This window comes from Microbacterium sp. ARD31, assembly GCF_031844425.1.
In genome coordinates this window covers 12,083-32,731 of sequence record NZ_JAUZVE010000024.1, presented here as the reverse complement: position 1 = coordinate 32,731, position 20,649 = coordinate 12,083, and the positions used below count along the sequence as shown (strand labels likewise).

Genomic DNA, 20,649 nt, shown 5'->3' with positions numbered 1-20,649 from the left:
AAGGGTATCCGGCGCGGGGCCGCCGGTCGTGGCGAACATGTGCCAAACCTGCGGCTCCGGCGCTGGCAAGACGCGGGGAGGTGCCAGACGCGAAGGGGGAGGCCGACGCGCGCGTCGGCCTCCCCCTCGTGGTGGAGCGTGCTGGTGATCAGCCCAGGTAGGAGTTCACCTTGATCGAACCGTCGATGATGCCCTGCTTGACGGTGTCGAGCTCGGCCTGGAGCTCGGGGTTGACCTTGCTCTCGAAGTTGTGGAACGGCGCGATGCCGACGCCCTCGTTCTCGAGCGTGCCGATGTAGGGCTCGAAGTCGAAGTTGTCCTCGCCCGCGGCCTTGACGGCCTCGTAGGTCGAGACCTTCATGCCCTTGAGGATCGAGGTCATGACGTAGTCCTGGGTGGACGGGTCGGTCTCGTAGAGGTCGGCGTCCACACCGATCATGGCGACGTCCTTGCCGGAGTCCTCGATGGCGGTGATGGCGCCCTGGTAGATCGGGCCACCGACGGGCAGGATCACGTCGACGTCCTGGTCGAGGATCTGCTTGGCGGTGCTGGTGGCCGCCTCGTTGGCCTCGAAGCCACCGGTGAAGGAGCCGTTCTTGCCGTCCCAGCCGACGACCTCGATGTCCTTCTTCTTCTCCTTGGCGTAGTACTCGGCGCCCTGCTTGAAGCCGTCCATGAAGATCGTGACGGTCGGGAACGGCATGCCGCCGTAGGTGCCGACCTTGCCGGTCTTGGTGTAGTCGGCCGCGGCGTAGCCGGCCAGGAAGGCGGCCTCGGCGGTGTTGTAGAGGAGCGGCTTGATGTTCTCGACGTCGGCCTTGCCGTCGAAGGTCTGGCCGTCGTCACCACCGTCGGCGGAGTCGTCGATCAGGACGTACTCGATGTCGGGGTTGGCCTTGGCCGACTCCTTGGTGGCCGAGGCGAGGGCGAAGCCGACGGTCACGATGACGTCGCAGCCCTGGCCGACCAGGCTCTCCAGGTTCGGGCCGAAGTCGTTCTCGCTGTTGGACTCGACCGGGATCAGCTCGGCGCCGAGCTCGTCGGCGGCCTGCTTGGCACCCTCGTAGCCGAGCTGGTTGAACGACTTGTCGTCGAAACCACCCGCGTCGGAGACGATGCACGGCTGGAAGTCGCTCTTGGCCTCGCTCCCGCTGCCGCCGGTGTTGTCATCCTCGGGTGCGTCACCGCACGCAGCAAGGGTCGCGGCCGCCAGGAGCGCCACGAGGCCGCTCGAGACGACCTTCCTCGTCTTCACCACAAATGCCTCCAAGTTCGTGCACCCCGGGGTGGGGTCAGCTTTCGGGCGTCATGATGCCCGCACGTACGCCACCCGTCACGCGGATCGGGCGTACTGAGACGTGTTTGAGACCTAAAAGTCGCAGGAGATCTTTCGGCGGAACCTGCCGATGACCCGCTGATCCTCGTATGCGCCATAGTGGCCGCGTGGACGAGCAGTGGGAGCAGGACGACTGGGACGCGCTGAGGGCGACGGCGGTCGAGGTGATGCGCCGCGCCTACGCGCCGTACTCCGGCTACCCGGTCGGCGCGGCCGCGCGGGTGGACGACGGACGCGTGGTGGCGGGCTGCAACGTCGAGAACGCGGCGTACGGCGTGGTCCTGTGCGCCGAGTGCGGCCTGGTCTCGCAGCTGCACGCGAGCGGCGGCGGCCGGCTGACCCACTTCGTGTGCGTGAACGGCGACGGCGAGATCATCATGCCCTGCGGGCGCTGCCGCCAGCTGCTCTTCGAGCACGGCGGGCGCGACCTGCTGGTCTGGACCGTCTCGGGGGTCAAGGCGATGTCCGAGGTCCTGCCCGACGCGTTCGGCCCCGACGACCTGGCCCGCGTGGCCACTGATGGAGGAACCCCCTGATGCCCGCACACGACGCCGTCGAGGTCATCCTCGCCAAGCGCGACAAGCAGGAGCTGAGCGACAGCCAGATCGACTGGGTCATCGACGCCTACACGCGCGGCGAGGTGGCCGACGAGCAGATGTCGGCCCTGGCGATGGCGATCCTGCTCAACGGCATGAACCGCACCGAGATCGCGCGCTGGACCGCGGCGATGATCGCGTCCGGGGAGCGGATGGACTTCTCCACGCTGTCGCGGCCCACGGCCGACAAGCACTCGACCGGGGGCGTGGGCGACAAGATCACGCTGCCGCTGGCACCGCTGGTCGCCGCGTGCGGGGTCGCCGTCCCGCAGCTCTCGGGCCGCGGGCTGGGCCACACCGGCGGCACCCTCGACAAGCTCGAGTCGATCCCGGGGTGGCGCGCGCTGCTCAGCAACGAGGAGATGTTCTCGATCCTCGAGGACGTCGGCGCGGTGATCTGCGCGGCCGGCGACGGGCTCGCCCCCGCCGACAAGAAGCTCTACGCGCTGCGCGACGTCACCGGGACCGTCGAGGCGATCCCGCTCATCGCGAGCTCGATCATGAGCAAGAAGATCGCCGAGGGCACCGGTGCGCTCGTGCTCGACGTCAAGGTCGGCAGCGGCGCCTTCATGAAGGACCTGGGCACCGCTCGCGAGCTCGCCGAGACGATGGTGGCGCTCGGCACCGACGCCGGCGTGCACACGGTCGCCCTGCTCACCGACATGGCGACCCCGCTCGGCCGGACCGCCGGCAACGCGATCGAGGTCGCCGAGTCGGTCGAGGTGCTGGCCGGCGGTGGGCCCGCCGACGTCGTCGAGCTCACCCTCGCCCTCGCGCGGGAGATGCTCGCCGGGGCCGGTCGCGACGACGTCGACCCGGCCGACCGGCTCGCCGACGGCTCGGCGATGGACGCCTGGAAGGCGATGATCCGGGCCCAGGGCGGCGACCCCGACGCCCCGCTGCCGCAGGCCAGGGAGTCCCACGTGGTCACCGCACCCTCCAGCGGCACGCTGACGCGCCTCGACGCCATGGCCGTCGGCCTCGCCGCGTGGCGCCTCGGTGCCGGGCGGGCCCGCAAGGAGGACCCGGTCCAGGCCGGAGCCGGCGTGGTCTGGCACGCACGCCCCGGCGACACCGTGACCGAGGGCGAGCCCCTGTTCACCCTGCTCACCGACGAGCCCGAGCGCTTCGACCGTGCCCTGGCCTCACTCGAGGGCGGGTACACCGTGTCGACGGGCGGGGAGTTCACGCCCACCGACCTGGTGCTCGACCGGATCGGCTGACGCAGGGACGTCCCCAACACTGGCGAAGACCCGCCGGTAACCCCGCGTTCCTTTACTTTGCGGCCTAGCGTCGCGGGTGTCTCGAGGGGCGGGGGTCCCATGAACAACCTTGACGAGCGCGACGGGGGCCGCGCAGACGTGAGGACGCCTGTCCTCGTAGTCCTCCTGCTGGTGACCGGTGTCCTGGTCGGCGGCGGTGCGTCCTACCTGCTGATGTCGCGGGGCGACACCTCGGCTGCCGACGCGCAGACGTGCGGCACCTACGACACGGTCGAGCTCACGGTCGGCCCGGAGCTGTACGGCGCGGTGCTGAAGGCGGTCGAGGAGGCCGCGCCGGAGTGCACCCGGGTGGAGCCCGACATGCGCTCGGGCATCGACGTCGCCCAGGGCGTGTCGCTCGGCGGCGCGCTGCCCGACATCTGGATCCCGGAGGCTCGGTACCTGACGACCCGCGCCTACGTCGGCGACGCCCGTCCGCGCCTCGTGGCCCGGACCCTGGCCCACACGCCGGTCCTCCTCGTCGGGGGTGCGGCCGCGCGCCGGTTCGCCTCATGGGGCGAGGCGCAGGGCTCGGGCCTCGTGTCCGTGCCCGACCCCGAGTCGACCGTCGCCGGCACGCTGGCCGTGGTCGCGCCGCAGGCGGAGGCCCGAGCGGTCGGCCGCAGCGCCGCCGACGCCCGCCAGCTCGTCGTACCGTTCGCGCAGGGGTACGGCGCCCGCCGCTCCGACGGTGACGACACGGAGGTGTCGCCGGCGATGTTCCCCCGGCGCTCGCCGCGGCTCGTGGTCACCACCGAGCAGGAGCTCGCCGCCGTGCAGGGCCGTGGCGACCTCCGCGACCTGACGCCTGCGGTGGGCGCGCCGGCGCTGGACTTCCCGATGGCGGTGAGCGTGGACGCGGAGCCGGCGGCCCGGCAGGTGGCGCGGGCCCTGGCCGACTACCTCGGCAGCCCGGACGGCCGTGCCGAGCTGCACGCCGAGGGGCTCCGGGCGACCGGGGACCGGACGGCGCCGCGCTCGGTGTCGCAGGTGCGGACCGTGCTGCCGACCCCGACCGGCCAGGCGATCGCCAGCACCGTGCAGTCGTGGCGCACCCTCGCCGTGCCCTCGTCGATCCTCGCCGTCGTCGACGCGTCCGGGTCGATGGACTTCGGCGCCGGTGCCGGCACCCGCATGGACCTGCTCGCCGACGCGGCCGGCATCGGGCTGTCGTTCCTGCCCGACCACGCCCGGGTGGGGCTGTGGATCTTCTCCATCGACAAGGGCGGTCCCGGGAGGGACTGGCGCGAGCTGGAGCCCCTCAGGCGCCTGGACGACCTGCGCTTCGGCCGCACCCAGCGCTACGCCCTGCGCCAGCGGGCTGCCGAGCTGCCGAGCCTCACCGGCGGCGGCACCGGGCTCTACGACACGGCCCTCGCGGCCTACCGGGAGGCCGTGCGCAGCTACCGGCCGCACTACTCCAACGCGGTCGTGCTCATGACGGACGGCCAGAACGAGGACCCGGGCTCGATCGGCCTGCCGGCCCTGCTCGACCGGCTGCGCGCGCTGCGCGACCCGGACCGCCCGGTGCGGCTCGTCGGCATCGCGATCAGCGGAGACGCCGACCTGGCCGCCCTCGAGCAGATGTCCCACGTCACGGGGGGCGACGCCTACCTCGCCGCCCAGCCGCAGGACGTCCTCGAGGTGTTCGCCAAGGCGGTGCTGTCGCGCTGAGCGCTACGCGAGCAGCAGCACCACGTGCGCGGCCACGCAGGCCGGCTTGTCCCGGCCCTCGATCTCGACGGTGTGCTCGACGATGAGCTGCTTACCCTGCGGGAGCTCGCGGACCTCGCCGAAGCGGACGTGGGAGCGCAGCCGGCTGTCGACCGGCACCGGGCTGGGGAAGCGGACCTTCTCGAGGCCGTAGTTCAACCGCGCGCCGGGGGTCTCGAGGCGGAACACCTGCGAGGCGAAGTGGGGGAGGAGGCTCAGGGTGAGGAAGCCGTGCGCGATCGTGGTGCCGAAGGGGCCGGCGGCCGCCGCGTCGACGTCCACGTGGATCCACTGGTGGTCGAGCGTGGCCTCGGCGAAGGCGTCGATGCGGGCCTGGTCGACCACGAGCCACTCGCTCGTGCCGATCTCCGACCCGGCGGCCGCGGCGACGTCGTCGAGCGTGGTGAAGGTGCGCATGGGCACGCACACTAGTGCTCGTCGACGGGGCCGGCCTGATTGGATGGCCCGATGACCACTCCCACCCGTGACCAGGTGCACGCGGCACCCAAGGTGCTGCTGCACGACCACCTCGACGGCGGGCTGCGGCCCGGGACGATCGTCGAGCTGGCCGCGGAGGTCGGCCACGAGGTCCCCGCGGGCGACGCGGAGTCCCTGGGCCGGTGGTTCACCGAGGCTGCCGACTCGGGCTCGCTGGTGCGCTACCTCGAGACCTTCGACCACACGGTCGCGGTGATGCAGACCGGCGCCGCGCTCGCGCGGGTCGCGCGGGAGTGCGTGGAGGACCTCGCCGCGGACGGCGTCGTCTACGCCGAGGTGCGCTACGCGCCCGAGCAGCACGTGACCGGAGGGCTCACCCTCGACGAGGTCGTCGCCGCGGTCCAGGAGGGCTTCGACGCAGGCATGGCCGCCAGCGGCGGCAGGATCGTCGTACGCCAGCTGCTGACCGCGATGCGCCACCAGGCCCGTTCGATGGAGATCGCGGAGCTCGCCATCGCGTGGCGCGACCGCGGCGTCGCGGGGTTCGACATCGCCGGCGCCGAGGCGGGGTTCCCGCCCACCCGCCACCTCGACGCCTTCGAGTACCTCCAGCGCGAGAACGCGCACTTCACCATCCACGCCGGCGAGGCGTTCGGGCTGCCGTCGATCTGGCAGGCCATCCAGTGGTGCGGCGCGGACCGGCTGGGCCACGGGGTGCGGATCATCGACGACATCACCGTCGCCGACGACGGCACGGTCGAGCTGGGGCGGCTGGCCGCCTACGTCCGCGACAAGCGCATCCCGCTCGAGATGTGCCCGAGCTCCAACATCCAGACCGGCGCCGCCGAGTCCTTCGCCGAGCACCCCATCGGGCTGCTCACGAAGCTGCGCTTCCGGGTCACGGTGAACACCGACAACCGGCTGATGAGCGGGACGTCGATGACCGAGGAGATGTTCGGGCTCGTCGAGGCGTTCGGCTACACGCTGGCCGACCTGCGCTGGTTCACCATCAACGCGATGAAGTCGGCCTTCCTGCCCTTCGACGAGCGGCTGGCGATCATCGACGAGGTCGTCAAGCCCGGCTACGCCGCGCTGCTCAACGGCTGATCCCGGGGGCTGACCACGCACCACGGCCGGTCCCACCCCGCCAGCCGGAGCGGGCCGTCCTCCCAGCGCGCCCGGGTGACCCGGAGCACCCGGCCCGAGGACGGCTCGTAGGTCGTGGCCTCGTCGTCGGCGGCCGCCGTGACCAGGACGACGTGGCGCGGCAGCAGGCGGCTGCCGACGTAGACCACGACCGGCCGGTCGGGCGTGGCGGCGGCCAGGTGCGGCCACACCCGGCGCCCCAGCCGCACCGGGCGCACGGCGTACGGGACCCCCGTGAGCAGGCGCAGGTCGCGCGCGGCCGCCCACGGCGGCGTGCCGACGGCCCGCAGCCACGGCACCTGCCAGCCACCGCTGACGTCGGCGAGCGAGGTGAGCCGACGGTGGAGCGTCGTGACCTCGTGCGCGAAGCTCGCCTGGTCGTCGACCAGGCCGGCGTAGCGGGGGTTGACCAGCCGGCGCGCCATCACCAGCGACGCGGCGCCGCAGGAGCGGCGGTCGGGCTGGTGGAGCCTCATGCTGGCTCGCTCATGCCCGGGTCAGCTCGGAGTAGGCCTGGTCTCCCGTGGCCCTGCGACAGCCCTGCCTGAGCGCGTGGGCGACGACCCGCTGCTGGTCGCGCATCAGGGCGACCCCCCGGCGCAGAAGGACGAGGGGCGGCTTGCGGTGCTCGCGCAGGTCGCGGGTCAGGCGTCGCCAGAAGGTGACCAGCGGGTGCTGGGTGATGCAGTACGCCGCCGCCAGCATGCCCTCCTCCCGGCAGGCCGTCACCACGTCTGGCGCGAAGATCCCCTCCGCCACGAACCGCGTGCTGCCGCCGAGGTCGACGGTGTGCGAGCCGCAGCGCCCGTTGCGGGCGATCTCGTAGACCGGCACCTCGCTCCGGCCGGTGGCGCACAGCTCGCGCAACGAGGCGAGGGCGTCCTCGCGGTGCCAGGAGTCGGGGTGGTCCCAGTCGACCAGTCCGGCGTTGGCGCCCGAGGTGATCCGGGGGAGCGAGGGGTCGTCGCCGTCCTTGTAGAAGTCGTCGAGCCGGAGGACGGGGAGGCCGAGGCGCTCGGCCAGGCGGGACTTCCCGGCGCCGCTCGGACCGGCCAGGACGACCACCTGGGCGTGTGTCATTTGTTACTGACTCGTTTCGTTGTTCGGCCACGGACGGACAGGCTGGAGATTAGTCTCGCCCAGACCCCTGATTGACAGTTCCTCTGGGAGGACTCCCATGAGTCTTGACGACTCGACTCCCGCGCCGAGCGCGGACAACACCGGACACGCCTCGACGCGCTCCGGCCTGACCGGCAACCCGTTGCTGCTCGGCGGTCTCGCGCTGCTCCTGGTGATCGGCCTCGTCGGGTTCTTCGCCCTGCGCGGCGGCGACGACAGCGAGGCCGCCGACTGCGTCTCCGAGCAGGTGACGCTCACCACCGCTCCTGTGATGGAGGGCCTGGTGAAGGAGGCGGTGAAGGACGTCAACGCCGACGAGCCGTGCATCGACATCAAGGTGACGTCGGGCACCGTGAAGGACGTCGTCGCGCTGCTGGCCGACCCCAACGCCGAGCTCCCCGAGATCTGGATCCCGGACAGCCCGACGTGGAAGGGGCAGCTCACCTCCGCCGGCTGGACCGGTACGCCGGTGGCCGACGTCCTCGCCCAGACGCCCGTCGGCCTGGTCGGCGGCCCCGCCGCCAACGCGCCGGCCTCGTGGGCCGCGGCCCTCGACGGCGGCAGCCTGGCCATGGCGGACCCGAGCGCCCAGGGCGCGTCCGCGCTGGCGCTGCTGGCGCCGTACGCCGAGATGAAGGCCACGGGCGAGACCGCGCAGACCATCGAGGCGAAGACCGTCCCGGTCGCCCAGACCTACGGCGAGCGCGCCGTGGCCGGTGGCAGCTCCGAGACCGACCTCACCACCATCGCCGCCACCAGCACCCAGCTGGTGCCGGCGACCGAGCAGGCCTACCTCGAGGCGCGCCGCAGCAACGACCAGCTCACCCTCGTCGCCCCCGCGACCGGCGTGCCGATGCTGCAGTACCCGCTCATCGACGTGAACCGCGGCAGCAAGGACATCCTCGCGTCGGGCGGCGACCTCTCCGCCCGCGTCGGTCGTGCCATCGCCCGCTGGTTCACCTCGAGCGCCGGTGTCGACGCGATCGCCGCGGCCGAGCTGCGCGGCCCCGACGGGGCCCCGCTGCCCGAGGGCATCGGCATGGGCGACTCCAAGATCCTCGCCAAGGTCCCCCAGAAGACCACCGACGACGCCCTGCGCCAGTGGCGCGTGCTGTCCGTCCCGTCCAGCATCCTCGCGGTCGTCGACCTGTCCGGCTCGATGAAGATGGCCATCGGCGACACCACCCGCATCGGGCTGGCCGTCCAGGCCTCGCAGGTGGCACTCGACGCCTTCCCGGCCCAGGCGCGCATCGGCATCTGGGGCTTCTCCAAGAACCGCGGCGCCAACGGTGCGTCGTGGGAGGAGTACGCCACGCTCGACCAGCTCAACGCCCCTGCGGGCGACGGCCAGACCCACGGCGACGTGGTGCGGGCCGAGGCCGGCAAGCTGGTCAGCCGCGTCAGGGGCGGCACCGGCGTCATGGACACCACGTTGGCGGCGTACAAGTACGCCCAGGAGAAGTGGGACCCGGCGTGGTTCAACTCCGTGGTGATCTTCACCGACGGCGCGAGCGACGACTCCAGCTCGCTGACGCTCGAGTCGCTGGTCAACCAGCTGAAGTCGATCCGCGACCCCGCCAAGCCGGTCAAGGTGATCATCATCGGCATCTCGCAGGACGCCGACACCGGTGAGCTCGACCAGATCGCCGCGGCGACCGGTGGTCAGAACTACCTGGTGAACAACCCCAACGAGATCCTCGGGGTGCTCGCCTCGGCGCTGCTCAACCGCTGATCCACCATGCACGAAGGGCCCCGCGCGATGCGCGGGGCCCTTCGTCGTGCGTGCGGGTGCTGCGGCTCAGACGCCGATCGGGTGCCAGACCGTCTTGGTCTCCAGGAACCGCGTCATCCGGTCCAGGTCCGGCTCGGCGAGCCAGTCGGTGCCGGGGGCCGGGCGGCGTACGCGCTTGAGGTTGTCGGCCGCGGCCACCTCGAGGTCGCTCGCGAGGTCCGCGTCCTCGACGCCGGTCAGGTCGATGCCGTTGACGTCCATGTGCGAGGCCAGCCACGGGGCGATCTCGGCCTGGGAGCCGGTGAGGACGTTGACCACGCCGCCGGGGAGGTCGCTGGTCGCCATCACCTCGCCGAGGGTGATCGCGGTCAGCGGGTTCGCCTCGCTGGCCACCACCACGACGGTGTTGCCGGTGACGATGAGCGGCGCGACCACGCTGACCAGGCCCAGGAGCGGCCCGCGGGGGGCGACGACGGCGATGACGCCGCTCGGCTCGGGCGTGGACAGGTTGAAGAACGGCCCCGCGACGGGATTGGCGTTGCCGACGACCTGGGTGATCTTGTCGGCCCAGCCGGCGTACCAGACGAGGCGGTCGATCGCCGCGTCGACATAGGTGCGGGCCCGGGCGGGGGTGATGCCCTCCGCCGCGCGGAGCTCGGCCTCGAACTGGTCGCGCCGGCCCTCGAGGACCTCGGCGATGCGGTAGACGACCTGCGCCCGGTTGTACGCCGTCCTCCCGGACCAGCCGGGGAAGGCCGCGCGGGCCGCCACGACGGCGTCACGGGCGTCCTTGCGGGACGCGAGCGCGGCGTTGGCGAGGAGCTTGCCCTTGGCGTCGTTGACGACGTAGGAGCGGCCCGACTCCGAGCGCGGGAACTGGCCGCCGATGTAGAGCTTGTACGTCTTGCGCACGTCGATGCGGCTCACGAGTCCGCTCCCTTCTCCGGGGTCTTGAGGTAGGCCTCGAGGCCGTGGCGACCGCCCTCGCGGCCGTAGCCGGACTCCTTGTAGCCGCCGAACGGCGAGGTCGGGTCGAACTTGTTGAACGTGTTGGCCCAGACCACGCCCGCCCGGAGGCGGTTGGCCATGGACAGGATCCGCGAGCCCTTGTCGGTCCAGACGCCGGCCGACAGGCCGAACGGCGTGTTGTTGGCCTTCTCGACCGCCTCGGAGGGCGTGCGGAAGGTCAGCACCGACAGCACCGGGCCGAAGATCTCCTCCCGGGCGATGCGGTGGGCCTGCGAGACGCCGGTGAAGATCGTCGGCGGGAACCAGAAGCCCTTGGTGGGCAGGTCGCAGGCGACCTCCCAGCGCTCGGCACCCTCGGCGTCGCCGACCTCGGAGAGCTCGCGGATGCGCATCAGCTGCTCGCCGGAGTTGATGGCGCCGATGTCGGTGTTCTTGTCGAGCGGGTCGCCCATCCGCAGCGTCGACATGCGGCGCTTGAGGCGCTCGAGCAGGTCGTCGGCGATGGACTCCTGGACGAGCAGGCGCGAGCCGGCGCAGCAGACGTGGCCCTGGTTGAAGAAGATGCCGTTGACGATGCCCTCGACCGCCTGGTCGACGGGAGCGTCGTCGAAGACGATGTTGGCTGCCTTGCCGCCGAGCTCCAGGGTGACCTTCTTGTCCGTGCCTGCGACGGCACGGGCGATGGCCTTGCCGACCTCGGTCGAGCCGGTGAAGGCGACCTTGTCCACATCGGGGTGCGACACGATCGCGCGGCCGGTGTCGCCGGCGCCGGTCACGATGTTGACGACGCCCGGGGGGAGGTCGGCCTGCTGGCAGATCTCGGCGAACAGCAGCGCGGTCAGAGGCGTGGTCTCGGCCGGCTTGAGCACGACGGTGTTGCCGCACGCCAGGGCGGGCGCGATCTTCCACGCCAGCATCAGCAGCGGGAAGTTCCACGGGATGACCTGGCCGGCGACGCCGAGCGGCGTGTCGCCGTAGCCGGAGTACTTCAGCTTGTCGGCCCACCCGGCGTAGTAGAAGAAGTGCGCGGCGACGATCGGCACGTCGACGTCGCGGGACTCCTTGATCGGCTTGCCGTTGTCGATGGACTCCAGCACGGCCAGCTCGCGGCCCCGCTCCTGGATGATCCGGGCGATCCGGTAGAGGTACTTGGCGCGCTCGGCACCCGACATCCGCGACCACACGCGGGTGTAGGCACGGCGGGCGGCCTTGACGGCCTCGTCGACGTCGGCGTCGCTGGCCTCGGCGACCTCGGCGAGGACCTCCTCGGTCGCGGGGTTGATCGTCTTGAAGGAGGTGCCGGTGCCGTCGGTGAACTCGCCGTTGATGAACAGGCCGTAGGACGGCTTGATGTCGACGACGGCGCGCGACTCGGGCGCGGGGGCGTACTCGAAGGGCATGTCTGTCAGACCTCAGTCCAGCGTGAAGTAGTCGGGACCGGAGTAGCGACCGGTCGTCATCTTGGTGCGCTGCATCAGCAGGTCGTTGAGCAGCGTGGACGCCCCGAAGCGGAACCAGTCCGGGTCCAGCCAGTCGTCCCCGCAGGTCTCGTTGACCATCACGAGGTACTTGATGGCGTCCTTGGTGGTCTTGATGCCGCCCGCCGGCTTCACGCCGACCATCTGGCCGGTCTGGTCGCGGAAGTCGCGCACGGCCTCGAGCATGATGAGCGTGACCGGGAGGGTGGCGGCCGGCTGCACCTTGCCGGTGGAGGTCTTGATGAAGTGCGCACCGGCCATCATCGCCAGCCAGCTGGCGCGGCGGACGTTGTCGTAGGTCTGCAGCTCGCCGGTCTCGAAGATCACCTTGAGGTGGGCGTCGCCGCAGGCCTCCTTGACCTGCGCGATCTCCTCGAAGACCTGGAGGTAGCGACCCGACAGGAACGCGCCACGGTCGATGACCATGTCGATCTCGTCGGCACCGGCCTCGACGGCGTCGCGCGTGTCGGCGAGCTTGATGTCCATCGCCGCGCGGCCGCTCGGGAACGCGGTGGCCACCGCCGCGACGTGGACGCCGCTGTCGCCGAGCGTCTGCCGGGCGGTGGCGACCATGTCGGGGTAGACGCAGACCGCGGCGGTCGGCGGGCAGGTCGGGTCGGCGGGGTCGGGGCGCATCGCCTTCGAGGCGAGCGCGCGGACCTTGCCGTGGGTGTCCTGGCCCTCGAGCGTGGTCAGGTCGACCATCCGGATGGCGAGGTCGATGGCCCAGGCCTTCGACGTGGTCTTGATCGACCGCGTGCCGAGGCCGGCGGCGCGGGACTCGCACCCGACCTGGTCGACTCCGGGGAGGCCGTGGAGGAATCGGCGGAGCGAGGAGTCCGAACGCACGACGTCGTCGAAGACCCCCGAGCTCGCCGTTGAGCTGGCAGTGGGTGTCACCGACCCAGCATAGAGTTGGCGGGAAGGGGCCGGACAATCGGCGGAGGGCCAAACTCTGCCCAAATCGACGAGGAGAACATGGCACGCGTGCAGGGCGACCGGGCGCCGGTCGTGGAGCGGTTCCACGCCACCAGTGGCCACGTGAGCGGCTGGCTGACCGTGGTCCTGGCCGCGGTCGTGGTGGTCGGCGGCGTGGTCTACCGCGACGAGGGCTTCCCGGCGTGGGTGGCCTGCGGTGCGTTGCTGGCGGGCGTGCTGGCCTGGGCCGCGATGCTGCGTCCGGCGCTGTGGGTGACCGGCGAGCACCTCGTCATGCGCAACCTCGTCGAGACCGTGCACATCAGGCTCGCCGCCGTGGAGGAGCTGGCCGTCCGGCAGGTCGTGGCGGTCCGGGCCGACGACCGCCGCTGGGTGTCCACCGTCGTGGGCCGCACCTGGCGCAAGGCGGCCCAGACCCGCCACCGCCCCGTCGCCGACGCGGGTCCGCAGGAGGGGATGGCCTACGCCGACTTCGTCGAGGAGCGGCTCCACGAGCTCGTCGACGAGGCGCGCGCGGCCGCGGGCGTGCGCCCCGGCTCGGCGGAGCAGCTGGCGCTGCCCGACGCCGTACGCCGTGAGCGGGCTTGGCTGCCGACGGGGCTCATCGCGGCCTCCGTCGTGCTGCTGGTGGTGTCGTTCTTCCTCTGAGCCCGCGGGGTTCCTCAGCCCGAAGCGAACCTGGCCTCGAGCCCGTCGAGGACGAGGGCGAGGCCGTAGTCGAACTCGTCGCCGTAGGCGTAGTCGCGGCCGACGACCTGCTCGGCGACCATCTCCGCGAGGTGGGGGTGCTCGGCCATCACCAGCCCGAGCCCGTCGACGAAGTCCTCGGCCGCCTCCCCGGGCTGGAAGGGCAGGTTCACCTCGGTCAGGACGAAGCCGTAGACGTAGGCGTCGAGCACCGAGAAGGCATGCGCCGCGAGCGCGACCGGGAAGCCGGCGGCGCGCAGGCAGCCCAGCACGGCGTCGTGGTGGCGCAGGTTCGCCGGACCGGGCCTGCGACGCGACTCGATGAGGCCCAGGCCCCAGGGGTGCGCGGCGAGCACTGCGCGGGCGGAGTGGGCGCGCGCCTCCATCTGGGCACGCCACGGCCGCCCGGCCGTCGGGGTCTCGATGCGCACGAAGATCCAGTCGGCGAGGCCGTCGAGCAGCGCGTCCTTGCTCGCGACGTGGTGGTAGAGCGACATCGCCTCGACGCCGAGCTCGCGCCCGACGCTGCGCATGCTCACCCCGGCCAGCCCGGCGGCATCGGCCACCCGGCTGGCGGCGTCGACGACGCGCTCGGGGGAGAGGGGTGGTCTGGACATGCGCGCTCCTCGATGGCGGTCTTACGGCTGTAAGGCTACCGTGGCCGGCGTCGGGCTTACAGGCGTAAGGGAGAGGGTGTCGTGAAGGCAGCAGTCGTGGAGCGGTACGGCCCGCCCGAGGTGGTCGAGGTGCGCGAGGTCCCCCGGCCGTCGGTGCAGGGGAGGAGCGGCCGGGTGCTGGTGCGAGTGCGTGCCGCGGCGGTCACCTCGGCCGACAGCCGGATCCGGGGGGCGCGCTTCCCGGGTGGCTTCGGACCCTTCGCGCGCCTGGTCTTCGGCGTACGACGTCCGCGGCGCCAGGTCCTCGGCGGGGTCTTCTCGGGCGTGGTCGAGGAGGTCGGCGCGGGTGTCACCGGGCTGGCGGTCGGGGACGAGGTGTGCGGCATGACCGGCACCCGGTTCGGCACCCACGCCGAGCTCGTGGTCGCGCGCGTCGACCGGCTGGTCGCGAAGCCGGCCGGGGTGTCCCACCAGGACGCCGCCGGCGTCCTCTTCGGCGGGACCACGGCCCTGCACTACCTCGACGACCGCGTCCGCCCCGGCCACCGGGTGCTCGTCAACGGCGCCTCCGGCGCGATCGGGACCACGGCCGTGCAGCTCGCCCGGCGCGCGGGCGGTCGCGTCACCGGGGTGTGCAGCGGCGCGAACGCCGACCTCGTCCGCTCGCTCGGAGCCGAGGAGGTCGTCGACCACACCACCACGCCGCTCACGGCCGTGCCGGGGCAGTACGACGTCGTGCTCGACACCGTCGGCAACATCGACATCGCCGGCGGCCGGGCCCTCCTCGCCCCGGGCGGCGTCCTGCTGCTGGCGGTGGCCGACCTCGGTCAGACCGTGCGCGCCCGCGGTGACGTGGTTGCCGGTCCCTCCCCGGAGGAGCCGGAGCACTTCGCGCGGCTGCTCGACCTCGTGGGCTCGGGCGACCTCCGGGTGGTGGTGAGCCGCACCCTCCCGCTCGCCGAGGTCGTCGAGGCACATCGGGTGGTCGACACCGGGCGCAAGGTCGGCAACGTGGTCCTCACGCCCTGAGGGCGGCCCGCCGCGCGGCCGGCGACCCGGGCGTCGGGAACCACCGCATGACGACCGCCGACTGCGCCAGCGTCCAGGCCGAGCTGAAGATCCAGTAGGCCAGCAGTGCGACGGGGACCACGCCGGCGGAGACGAGGATCCCGGCCGCCGACAGCCCGGGCATCAGCCGCTGCGCGGTGGCCATCGCCTCCGGGAGGCCGTCGGTGACGGTGTTGGGGGCCACGAACCAGTGCTGGGTGACGAACGAGAGCGTGGCGGCGACGGCCGCGAGGCCGGCGACCACGGCCAGGTGGGCGCCGCCGGAGCCGAGGTAGCCGTGGGTGGCCAGCGAGACCCCGGCCAGCGTGGCGTTTCCGAACGAGGCGACGAGCTCGGGGCTCATCGCACCGACGGGTGTGCCGGACGCCACCTCGGACAGCAGGTGGTAGAGCCCGATCCACACGGGCAGCTGGAGCAGCAGCGGGAGGCACCCGAGCCGGCTGACGCCGTGCTCCTGCGAGAGCTGTCGGCGCTCCTCGAGCATCTTCTTGACGCTGTCGGCGTCGGTCCTGCCCTTGTAGCGCTCGCCGAGCTCGCGCAGGTGCGGCCGGGCGCGGGCGGAGGCGTGCGCCTGGCGCACGCCGTGGACGACGAACGGCAGCAGCGCCGCCCGGACGAGGACGACGACGGCGGCGATGCAGAGCAGCCAGGTGACGGCCGACCCTGGGGCCGCACCGAGGGTGGTGAGGGTGTTGTGCGCTGCCGCGAGGACGGCGGCCACGGCGTGCTTGATCGGATCGAGCGGGGACATGCGGGCTCCTGGACGGTGAGCTGGGACGGGCGGACGTGCCTCGCGACGCGCGAGGTGTCAGGCCAGTCCAGGAGCACGCGGTCGCACGGGGTGCACCGCGTCGGTGGTGCGGCCGGCGAGCACCAGGGGCACGTCGGCCGCGCGGCGCCGCGGCAGCAGCGCTCGCTGCCCGGCGGCCGGGACCGCCAGCAGGGCTCGGGCGCCCGCAGGTGCAGTGGCGGACACGAGCGCGGCGAGGACCATCACGGCCTGTGCGGTGAGGTCGGTCATGCCCGGCGCCAGCGACACGGCCGCGACGACGGACAGCACGAAGGCCGCCGTCACCTCGCACCAGCCGCGCACCATGGCCTCGAGACTAGCCGAGCTCGTGGGCGCCGAGGTCGGTGCGCCCGACGACGGGGCGACGCACGAGCCCGGCCGGGGCGACGTACTCCCAGCGGGCGCGCCAGCGCCCCGGCACCGTGACGCCGCGGTCGACGGCGGGGGAGGACGTGGTCAGCCGGAAGTCCTCGGCGGCTGCGTCGACGAAGCTCGTCGCCCGCACGCGGCGGTTCGCCCGGGCCTGCGCCGGGCCGCTGGTCAGGTCACCGGGACCGACCAGCTGGTTGTTCACGACGCGGACCCGGCTGCCGTCGGCGACGGCGACGAAGGTGCCGCTGGTCCGGCGGTTGACGAAGGTGTTGTTGACGACCCACAGCCGGCGGGACGGGTTGGTCAGTCCCTCGGCGCCGTAGGACACGAGCGCGGGGTTCTCCGACCGCGGCCCCTGCACGACGACGTTGCCGGCGACCAGCGACGACCCACCGTTCGGCAGGTCGATGGAATAGCTCGCCGTCGCGTCGCCGTCGCTGATCCGGTTGGCGACGATCGTGTTGCGGGCGGCGCGTGACTTGAGCTCGTGGCCGGTGTCGGCGTCGCTGAGCCAGCTGCCGGTCACCGTCAACGAGCGCACCGCCCCGACGTAGAGGTTGTGGGAGTAGCCGTCGCCGAACCCGTTGCGGAAGAACCGCGAGCGTCGGACGACGATGTCGCTGTCGGGGTCGGCGCCGGTGAGGATGCCGTTCTCGTTGTCGTGGAACCAGCTCCGGGTGACGGTGAGGTCGGTGCCCTCCTGGCGGATCCCTGCGCCGTTGCGGTCGGGCACCGTCGCTCCGCTGAGCTCGATGCGGTCCACGCGCGTGCGGTCCCCGGCGATCACCCAGATCGCCTTGCCCTGCGCGTCGCGTCCGTCGGCGCGCAGGTGGGCGCGGCCGCCGACCCCGCGGAGGGTGAGGTCGTCCTGGGTCCAGGTGGCCACGTCGCCGGCGTAGGTGCCGGCGTCGATCAGCACGGTGTCGCCGTCCCGGGCGACGGCGGCTGCCGCGCTGGGTGTCGTGAGGCTGCGCGTCGGGCCGACGTGCCAGGTGCGCGCCGCCCCGTCGTCGTACGTCGTTGCGCCGGCCGGCGCGGCCGTCAGCAGCCCGGCGACCAGGGCGAGGGGCAGTGCGCGCACGTCAGCCGCCGTGGGGCTGGCCGAACGCGACGCCGCGCAGGTCCGCCGTGATCGCGTCGAGGCGGCCGACCGCGGAGATCCGGGCCGCGTCGACGTCGCCGCCGTCGGGCCCCGCCTCGACCGGGATGACGACCTCGAGATAGCACTTCACCTTCGGCTCCGTGCCGCTCGGGCGCACGATCACGCGCGCGCCCTCGGCGAGGGAGTAGCGCAGGCCGTCGGTGGGCGGCAGCGCCGCGGTGCCCTCGGAGAGGTCCTCGACCTCCTCCACGGCCAGTCCCCCGAGGGTGGTCGGGGGAGCGCTGCGCAGGCGGTCCATGGTGGCCGGGATGTCGGCGAGGTCGTCGAAGCGCACCGAGAGCTGGTCGGTGGCGTGCAGGCCGTGCTCGCGGGCGATGTCGTCGAGGATGTCGGTGAGCGTGCGTCCCTCGGCCTTGGCCTGCGCGGCGAGCTCGCAGACCAGCAGCAGCGCCGAGACGCCGTCCTTGTCCTTGACGTGCTCGGGGTCGCAGCAGTAGCCCAGCGCCTCCTCGTAGCCGAAGGCCAGGCCCTCGACGCGGCCGATCCACTTGAAGCCGGTGAGCGTCTCCTCGTGCGGCTGGCCGGCGGCGGCGGCCATCTTGCCGAGCAGGCTCGACGACACGATCGAGTTGGCGTAGGTGCCGGTCCGGCCCCGCGCGATCAGGTGGTGCGCGAGGAGCGCCCCCACCTCGTCGCCGCGCAGCATCCGCCAGCCGTGGGCGTCGGGGACCGCGACCGCGCAGCGGTCGGCGTCGGGGTCGTTGGCCACCACCAGGTCGGCCCGGTGCTCCGCGGCCAGCGCCATGGCGAGGTCCATCGCGCCGGGCTCCTCCGGGTTGGGGAAGGACACCGTCGGGAAGTCGGGGTCGGGGTGCTCCTGCTGCTCGACGACGTGGGGCGCGTCGAACCCGGCGGTCTCGAGCACCTGCGCGACGGTCGTGCCTCCCACGCCGTGGAGGGGCGTGTAGACGATCGAGAGGTCGCGAGGGCCGTCCTGCGCCAGCTCGGCGACGGTGTCGAGGTAGCGGTCGACGATCTGCTCCTCGACGACCTTCCCGGCGTCGCCGCGGGGCAGGTCGGCCAGGGGGCCGACCGCCGCGATCCGGGCCGCGATCTCGCTGTCGGCCGGCGGCACGATCTGGCTGCCGTCGCCGAGGTAGACCTTGTAGCCGTTGTCCTGCGGCGGGTTGTGGCTCGCGGTGACCATCACCCCGGCCGCGCAGCCGAGCTCGCGGATCGCGAAGGCGAGGAGTGGCGTCGGCAGCGTGCGGGGCATGACGAGGGCCTTGAACCCGGCTCCGGTCATGATCTCGGCGGTGTCGCGCGCGAAGACGTCGGAGTTGTGGCGGGCGTCGAACCCGATGACGACGGAGCCGCCGGCGTGGCCGGTGTCCTTCAGGTACGCCGCCAGGCCGGCAGCCGCGCGGGTGACCACCACCCGGTTCATCCGGTTGGGCCCGGCGCCCAGCGCGCCGCGCAGCCCGGCCGTGCCGAACTCGAGCGTGCCCGCGAACCGGTCGGCGAGGTCGGTCTCCTCGCCCCGCCCGGCGGCGGCGAGGACGGCCTCCAGCTCGGCGCGGGTCTGCTCGTCGGGGTCCTCGGCGGCCCAGGCGCGGGCCTGCTCGATCAGGTCGGTCGGTGTCATGGGCGCACGCTATCCCCCTGCGCTGTCGGTGGGCGCTGACAGGATCGACGCATGATCGATCACCTCGGCATCAACTGCACCGACCTGCAGCGGGCAGCAGCGTTCTACGACCGGGTCCTCGGGGTCCTCGGCCACCGGCGGATCATGGACTTCGACGTGGCCATCGGCTACGGCACGGAGGGTCCGGACTTCTGGCTCAGCACCTTCGACGGCATCGGCGACAACCGCGAGGTGCACATCGCCTTCCGGGCCCCCGATGCAGCGACCGTGCGCACCTTCCACGCCGAGGCGGTGGCTGCCGGAGCGGAGTCGCTCCACGAGCCACGCCTGTGGCCTGAATACCACGAGGCCTACTACGGCGCCTTCGTGCGCGACACAGAGGGCAACAACATCGAGGCCGTCTGCCACACCGGCGACAGCTGACGCCTCCTCAGCCGGCCGCGTCGACGACGGCCCCGGCCAGCCGGCGGGCACGGTCGAGGTCGTCGTCCGAGCCGAACAGCTCGCGGCGGAGGTTGCCGGCGACCAGCAGCGCGTCGACGGCGAACGCGTCGTCGCGCGGCGAGCGCGCGCCGGCCGCGGTGAGGTCCGCCTCGAGGAGGTCGAGCCACTCGCGCTTGAGTCGGCGCACGGCCTCCGCGACCGGGCCGTCGCGATGACCGAACTCCGCCGAGGTCGCGCTGATGAAGCAGCCGCCCGGGAACACCCGGGCGCGGAGGTGGTCGACCCAGGCGTCCAGGAGGGCGTGGAGCCGTTCGCGTCCCGGCTCGCGGTCCCAGACCGGTGCCACGACGGTCGCGAGGTAGACGCGTCGTGCCTCGGCCACGGCGGCGACCAGGATCGCCTCGCGGGTCCCGAAGACCGTGAGGATCCCGCTCTTGCTCAGCCCCGTGGCCGTGGCGAGCGTCCCCACGGTCACCGAGTCCAGGCCGTGGGTCGTGGCGATGTCGGCGGCGGTGCGGGCCGCCGTACGTCGCGTGCGCTCCCCGCGGAGGCGACGTCCGTCGGTGGGGGAGGCCATGCCGCCACTCTAGACGACCGACTGGACGCATAGTTCGAGGTGTGCGTACGATGCCGACCGAAACACGACCGATCGGACGTAAACAGGAGGCGGCATGAGCGTGGAGCAGGAGAGGGTCCGGCCCTTCGACCCGTTGCTGGAGGTGGCGGTCGAGGTCGGGGCACCCCCGGCCGCCGTGTGGGAGCTGGTGCGCGATCCCCGGCGGATGGCCGAGTGGAGCCCGCAGGTCCGCACCTCCGAGCTGCTGGACGGGGCGGAGGAGGTGGCGCTCGGCACCCGCTTCCGCAACGTGAACGTCGAGGGAGCGGACCTGGAGTGGACCACCCACGGCGAGGTCGTGCGGCTCGAGCCCGAGCGGGTCGTCGCGTTCCGGATCGAGGAGAACTGGGCGGTGTGGTCGCTGACGCTCGAGCCGACGCCCGGCGGCACCCTTCTGGTCGAGCGTCGGGAGGCACCCGACGGGCTCTCGGAGCTGGCGCTGGACCTCACGGACGCCTTCATGGGAGGGCAGCGCGTCTTCACCGAGCGGCTGCGCGAAGGGATGCGCGAGACCCTGGAGCGCATCCGCGTGGCGGCAATGGAGAGGACGGCGGGGCGCTCCGACGGCTAGCGTGGCGCC

The 20,649-nt window shown here is 72.6% G+C and carries 22 protein-coding genes; 9 read left to right on the top strand and 13 right to left on the bottom strand.

Annotated elements, in window-relative coordinates:
* Positions 1-148 precede the first annotated feature (148 nt).
* Positions 149-1,258, bottom strand: a complete 1,110-nt coding sequence (locus tag Q9S36_RS33980; protein WP_311289210.1) for a BMP family ABC transporter substrate-binding protein — start codon at positions 1,256-1,258, stop codon at positions 149-151.
* Positions 1,259-1,425: 167 nt separating this feature from the next.
* Between Q9S36_RS33980 and Q9S36_RS33975 the strand changes: the two genes are divergently transcribed.
* From Q9S36_RS33975 to Q9S36_RS33965, 3 genes are all read left to right on the top strand, one after another.
* Positions 1,426-1,872 carry a cytidine deaminase gene (locus Q9S36_RS33975; RefSeq protein WP_396653895.1) on the top strand — a complete coding sequence of 149 codons (447 nt, stop codon included), beginning with the start codon at positions 1,426-1,428 and terminating at the stop codon, positions 1,870-1,872.
* On the top strand, positions 1,872-3,155 hold the full coding sequence (locus Q9S36_RS33970; protein ID WP_311289208.1) for a thymidine phosphorylase: 1,284 nt from the start codon (positions 1,872-1,874) through the stop codon (positions 3,153-3,155). Before Q9S36_RS33975 ends, Q9S36_RS33970 begins: the two co-directional genes overlap by 1 nt.
* Positions 3,156-3,254: 99 nt before the next feature.
* Positions 3,255-4,868 (top strand): substrate-binding domain-containing protein, encoded by a 1,614-nt coding sequence (locus Q9S36_RS33965; RefSeq protein WP_311289207.1) that lies wholly within the window; start codon positions 3,255-3,257, stop codon positions 4,866-4,868.
* A gap of 3 nt (positions 4,869-4,871) precedes the next feature.
* Here the strand turns inward: Q9S36_RS33965 and Q9S36_RS33960 are convergent, their stop codons facing one another.
* On the bottom strand, positions 4,872-5,324 hold the full coding sequence (locus Q9S36_RS33960) for a MaoC family dehydratase (protein WP_311289206.1): 453 nt from the start codon (positions 5,322-5,324) through the stop codon (positions 4,872-4,874).
* A gap of 51 nt (positions 5,325-5,375) precedes the next feature.
* On the opposite strand from Q9S36_RS33960, the gene Q9S36_RS33955 reads away from it, so the two are divergent.
* Positions 5,376-6,452: an adenosine deaminase gene (locus tag Q9S36_RS33955; RefSeq protein ID WP_311289205.1), complete on the top strand. Its 1,077-nt coding sequence runs from the start codon at positions 5,376-5,378 to the stop codon at positions 6,450-6,452.
* Here the strand turns inward: Q9S36_RS33955 and Q9S36_RS33950 are convergent.
* Together Q9S36_RS33950 and Q9S36_RS33945 are read right to left on the bottom strand one after the other, a co-directional pair.
* Positions 6,428-6,967 (bottom strand): hypothetical protein, encoded by a 540-nt coding sequence (locus Q9S36_RS33950; RefSeq protein ID WP_311289204.1) that lies wholly within the window; start codon positions 6,965-6,967, stop codon positions 6,428-6,430. The genes Q9S36_RS33955 and Q9S36_RS33950 overlap by 25 nt on opposite strands.
* A 10-nt stretch (positions 6,968-6,977) precedes the next feature.
* Positions 6,978-7,571 (bottom strand): ATP-binding protein, encoded by a 594-nt coding sequence (locus tag Q9S36_RS33945; RefSeq protein WP_311289203.1) that lies wholly within the window; start codon positions 7,569-7,571, stop codon positions 6,978-6,980.
* A 97-nt stretch (positions 7,572-7,668) separates the two neighbouring features.
* Here Q9S36_RS33945 and Q9S36_RS33940 point away from each other — a divergent pair, with 97 nt between their 5' ends.
* On the top strand, positions 7,669-9,342 hold the full coding sequence (locus Q9S36_RS33940) for a substrate-binding domain-containing protein (RefSeq protein ID WP_311289202.1): 1,674 nt from the start codon (positions 7,669-7,671) through the stop codon (positions 9,340-9,342).
* A 66-nt stretch (positions 9,343-9,408) separates the two neighbouring features.
* On the opposite strand, the gene Q9S36_RS33935 is transcribed toward Q9S36_RS33940, so the two are convergent.
* Genes Q9S36_RS33935 through deoC form a run of 3 tightly spaced genes read right to left on the bottom strand, consistent with a single transcriptional unit; the run spans position 9,409 to position 12,689 of the window.
* Complete coding sequence (locus Q9S36_RS33935; protein WP_311289201.1) at positions 9,409-10,269, bottom strand: aldehyde dehydrogenase family protein; 861 nt, start codon at positions 10,267-10,269, stop codon at positions 9,409-9,411.
* Positions 10,266-11,711, bottom strand: coding sequence for an aldehyde dehydrogenase family protein (locus Q9S36_RS33930; RefSeq protein ID WP_311289200.1), 1,446 nt, complete (start codon positions 11,709-11,711; stop codon positions 10,266-10,268). The genes Q9S36_RS33935 and Q9S36_RS33930 overlap by 4 nt, the downstream gene beginning before the upstream one ends.
* 12 nt (positions 11,712-11,723) lie before the next feature.
* Positions 11,724-12,689, bottom strand: coding sequence for a deoxyribose-phosphate aldolase (gene deoC / locus Q9S36_RS33925; protein ID WP_311289199.1), 966 nt, complete (start codon positions 12,687-12,689; stop codon positions 11,724-11,726).
* 78 nt (positions 12,690-12,767) lie between these two features.
* Between deoC and Q9S36_RS33920 the strand changes: the two genes are divergently transcribed.
* Entirely contained in the window at positions 12,768-13,376 is a 609-nt protein-coding gene (locus Q9S36_RS33920) for a hypothetical protein (protein WP_311289198.1), read from the top strand.
* Between the two features lie 14 nt (positions 13,377-13,390).
* On the opposite strand, the gene Q9S36_RS33915 is transcribed toward Q9S36_RS33920, so the two are convergent.
* Positions 13,391-14,032: a TetR/AcrR family transcriptional regulator gene (locus Q9S36_RS33915; RefSeq protein ID WP_311289197.1), complete on the bottom strand. Its 642-nt coding sequence runs from the start codon at positions 14,030-14,032 to the stop codon at positions 13,391-13,393.
* An 81-nt stretch (positions 14,033-14,113) separates the two neighbouring features.
* Between Q9S36_RS33915 and Q9S36_RS33910 the strand changes: the two genes are divergently transcribed.
* Positions 14,114-15,061, top strand: coding sequence for an NAD(P)-dependent alcohol dehydrogenase (locus Q9S36_RS33910; RefSeq protein ID WP_311289196.1), 948 nt, complete (start codon positions 14,114-14,116; stop codon positions 15,059-15,061).
* Here the strand turns inward: Q9S36_RS33910 and yidC are convergent.
* Genes yidC through Q9S36_RS33890 form a run of 4 tightly spaced genes read right to left on the bottom strand, consistent with a single transcriptional unit; the run spans position 15,051 to position 19,009 of the window.
* Entirely contained in the window at positions 15,051-15,851 is an 801-nt protein-coding gene (yidC, locus tag Q9S36_RS33905) for a membrane protein insertase YidC (RefSeq protein WP_311289195.1), read from the bottom strand. The genes Q9S36_RS33910 and yidC overlap by 11 nt on opposite strands.
* A gap of 57 nt (positions 15,852-15,908) precedes the next feature.
* The gene (locus tag Q9S36_RS33900; RefSeq protein ID WP_311289194.1) at positions 15,909-16,196 is read right to left on the bottom strand and encodes a hypothetical protein; all 288 of its coding nucleotides are present in this window, start codon (positions 16,194-16,196) and stop codon (positions 15,909-15,911) included.
* A gap of 10 nt (positions 16,197-16,206) precedes the next feature.
* The gene (locus tag Q9S36_RS33895) at positions 16,207-17,343 is read right to left on the bottom strand and encodes a right-handed parallel beta-helix repeat-containing protein (protein ID WP_311289193.1); all 1,137 of its coding nucleotides are present in this window, start codon (positions 17,341-17,343) and stop codon (positions 16,207-16,209) included.
* A 1-nt stretch (position 17,344) separates the two neighbouring features.
* Complete coding sequence (locus tag Q9S36_RS33890) at positions 17,345-19,009, bottom strand: phospho-sugar mutase (protein ID WP_311289192.1); 1,665 nt, start codon at positions 19,007-19,009, stop codon at positions 17,345-17,347.
* 51 nt (positions 19,010-19,060) lie between these two features.
* On the opposite strand from Q9S36_RS33890, the gene Q9S36_RS33885 reads away from it, so the two are divergent.
* On the top strand, positions 19,061-19,432 hold the full coding sequence (locus Q9S36_RS33885; protein ID WP_311289191.1) for a VOC family protein: 372 nt from the start codon (positions 19,061-19,063) through the stop codon (positions 19,430-19,432).
* A 7-nt stretch (positions 19,433-19,439) separates the two neighbouring features.
* On the opposite strand, the gene Q9S36_RS33880 is transcribed toward Q9S36_RS33885, so the two are convergent.
* A complete protein-coding gene (locus Q9S36_RS33880) occupies positions 19,440-20,030 on the bottom strand; it encodes a TetR family transcriptional regulator C-terminal domain-containing protein (RefSeq protein WP_311289190.1) in 591 nt (196 codons plus the stop codon).
* 94 nt (positions 20,031-20,124) lie between these two features.
* Here Q9S36_RS33880 and Q9S36_RS33875 point away from each other — a divergent pair, with 94 nt between their 5' ends.
* Complete coding sequence (locus tag Q9S36_RS33875; RefSeq protein WP_311289189.1) at positions 20,125-20,640, top strand: SRPBCC family protein; 516 nt, start codon at positions 20,125-20,127, stop codon at positions 20,638-20,640.
* The last annotated feature ends 9 nt before the right edge of the window (positions 20,641-20,649 follow it).

Coding starts and splice junctions, on each gene's coding strand:
- Q9S36_RS33975 (WP_396653895.1), top strand. CDS start 1,426: ATGCGCCATAGTGGCCGCGTGGACGAGCAGTGGGAGCAGGACGACTGG.
- Q9S36_RS33970 (WP_311289208.1), top strand. CDS start 1,872: ATGCCCGCACACGACGCCGTCGAGGTCATCCTCGCCAAGCGCGACAAG.
- Q9S36_RS33965 (WP_311289207.1), top strand. CDS start 3,255: ATGAACAACCTTGACGAGCGCGACGGGGGCCGCGCAGACGTGAGGACG.
- Q9S36_RS33960 (WP_311289206.1), bottom strand. CDS start 5,324: ATGCGCACCTTCACCACGCTCGACGACGTCGCCGCGGCCGCCGGGTCG.
- Q9S36_RS33955 (WP_311289205.1), top strand. CDS start 5,376: ATGACCACTCCCACCCGTGACCAGGTGCACGCGGCACCCAAGGTGCTG.
- Q9S36_RS33950 (WP_311289204.1), bottom strand. CDS start 6,967: ATGAGGCTCCACCAGCCCGACCGCCGCTCCTGCGGCGCCGCGTCGCTG.
- Q9S36_RS33945 (WP_311289203.1), bottom strand. CDS start 7,571: ATGACACACGCCCAGGTGGTCGTCCTGGCCGGTCCGAGCGGCGCCGGG.
- Q9S36_RS33940 (WP_311289202.1), top strand. CDS start 7,669: ATGAGTCTTGACGACTCGACTCCCGCGCCGAGCGCGGACAACACCGGA.
- Q9S36_RS33930 (WP_311289200.1), bottom strand. CDS start 11,711: ATGCCCTTCGAGTACGCCCCCGCGCCCGAGTCGCGCGCCGTCGTCGAC.
- Q9S36_RS33920 (WP_311289198.1), top strand. CDS start 12,768: ATGGCACGCGTGCAGGGCGACCGGGCGCCGGTCGTGGAGCGGTTCCAC.
- Q9S36_RS33915 (WP_311289197.1), bottom strand. CDS start 14,032: ATGTCCAGACCACCCCTCTCCCCCGAGCGCGTCGTCGACGCCGCCAGC.
- yidC (WP_311289195.1), bottom strand. CDS start 15,851: ATGTCCCCGCTCGATCCGATCAAGCACGCCGTGGCCGCCGTCCTCGCG.
- Q9S36_RS33900 (WP_311289194.1), bottom strand. CDS start 16,196: ATGGTGCGCGGCTGGTGCGAGGTGACGGCGGCCTTCGTGCTGTCCGTC.
- Q9S36_RS33890 (WP_311289192.1), bottom strand. CDS start 19,009: ATGACACCGACCGACCTGATCGAGCAGGCCCGCGCCTGGGCCGCCGAG.
- Q9S36_RS33885 (WP_311289191.1), top strand. CDS start 19,061: ATGATCGATCACCTCGGCATCAACTGCACCGACCTGCAGCGGGCAGCA.
- Q9S36_RS33880 (WP_311289190.1), bottom strand. CDS start 20,030: ATGGCCTCCCCCACCGACGGACGTCGCCTCCGCGGGGAGCGCACGCGA.
- Q9S36_RS33875 (WP_311289189.1), top strand. CDS start 20,125: ATGAGCGTGGAGCAGGAGAGGGTCCGGCCCTTCGACCCGTTGCTGGAG.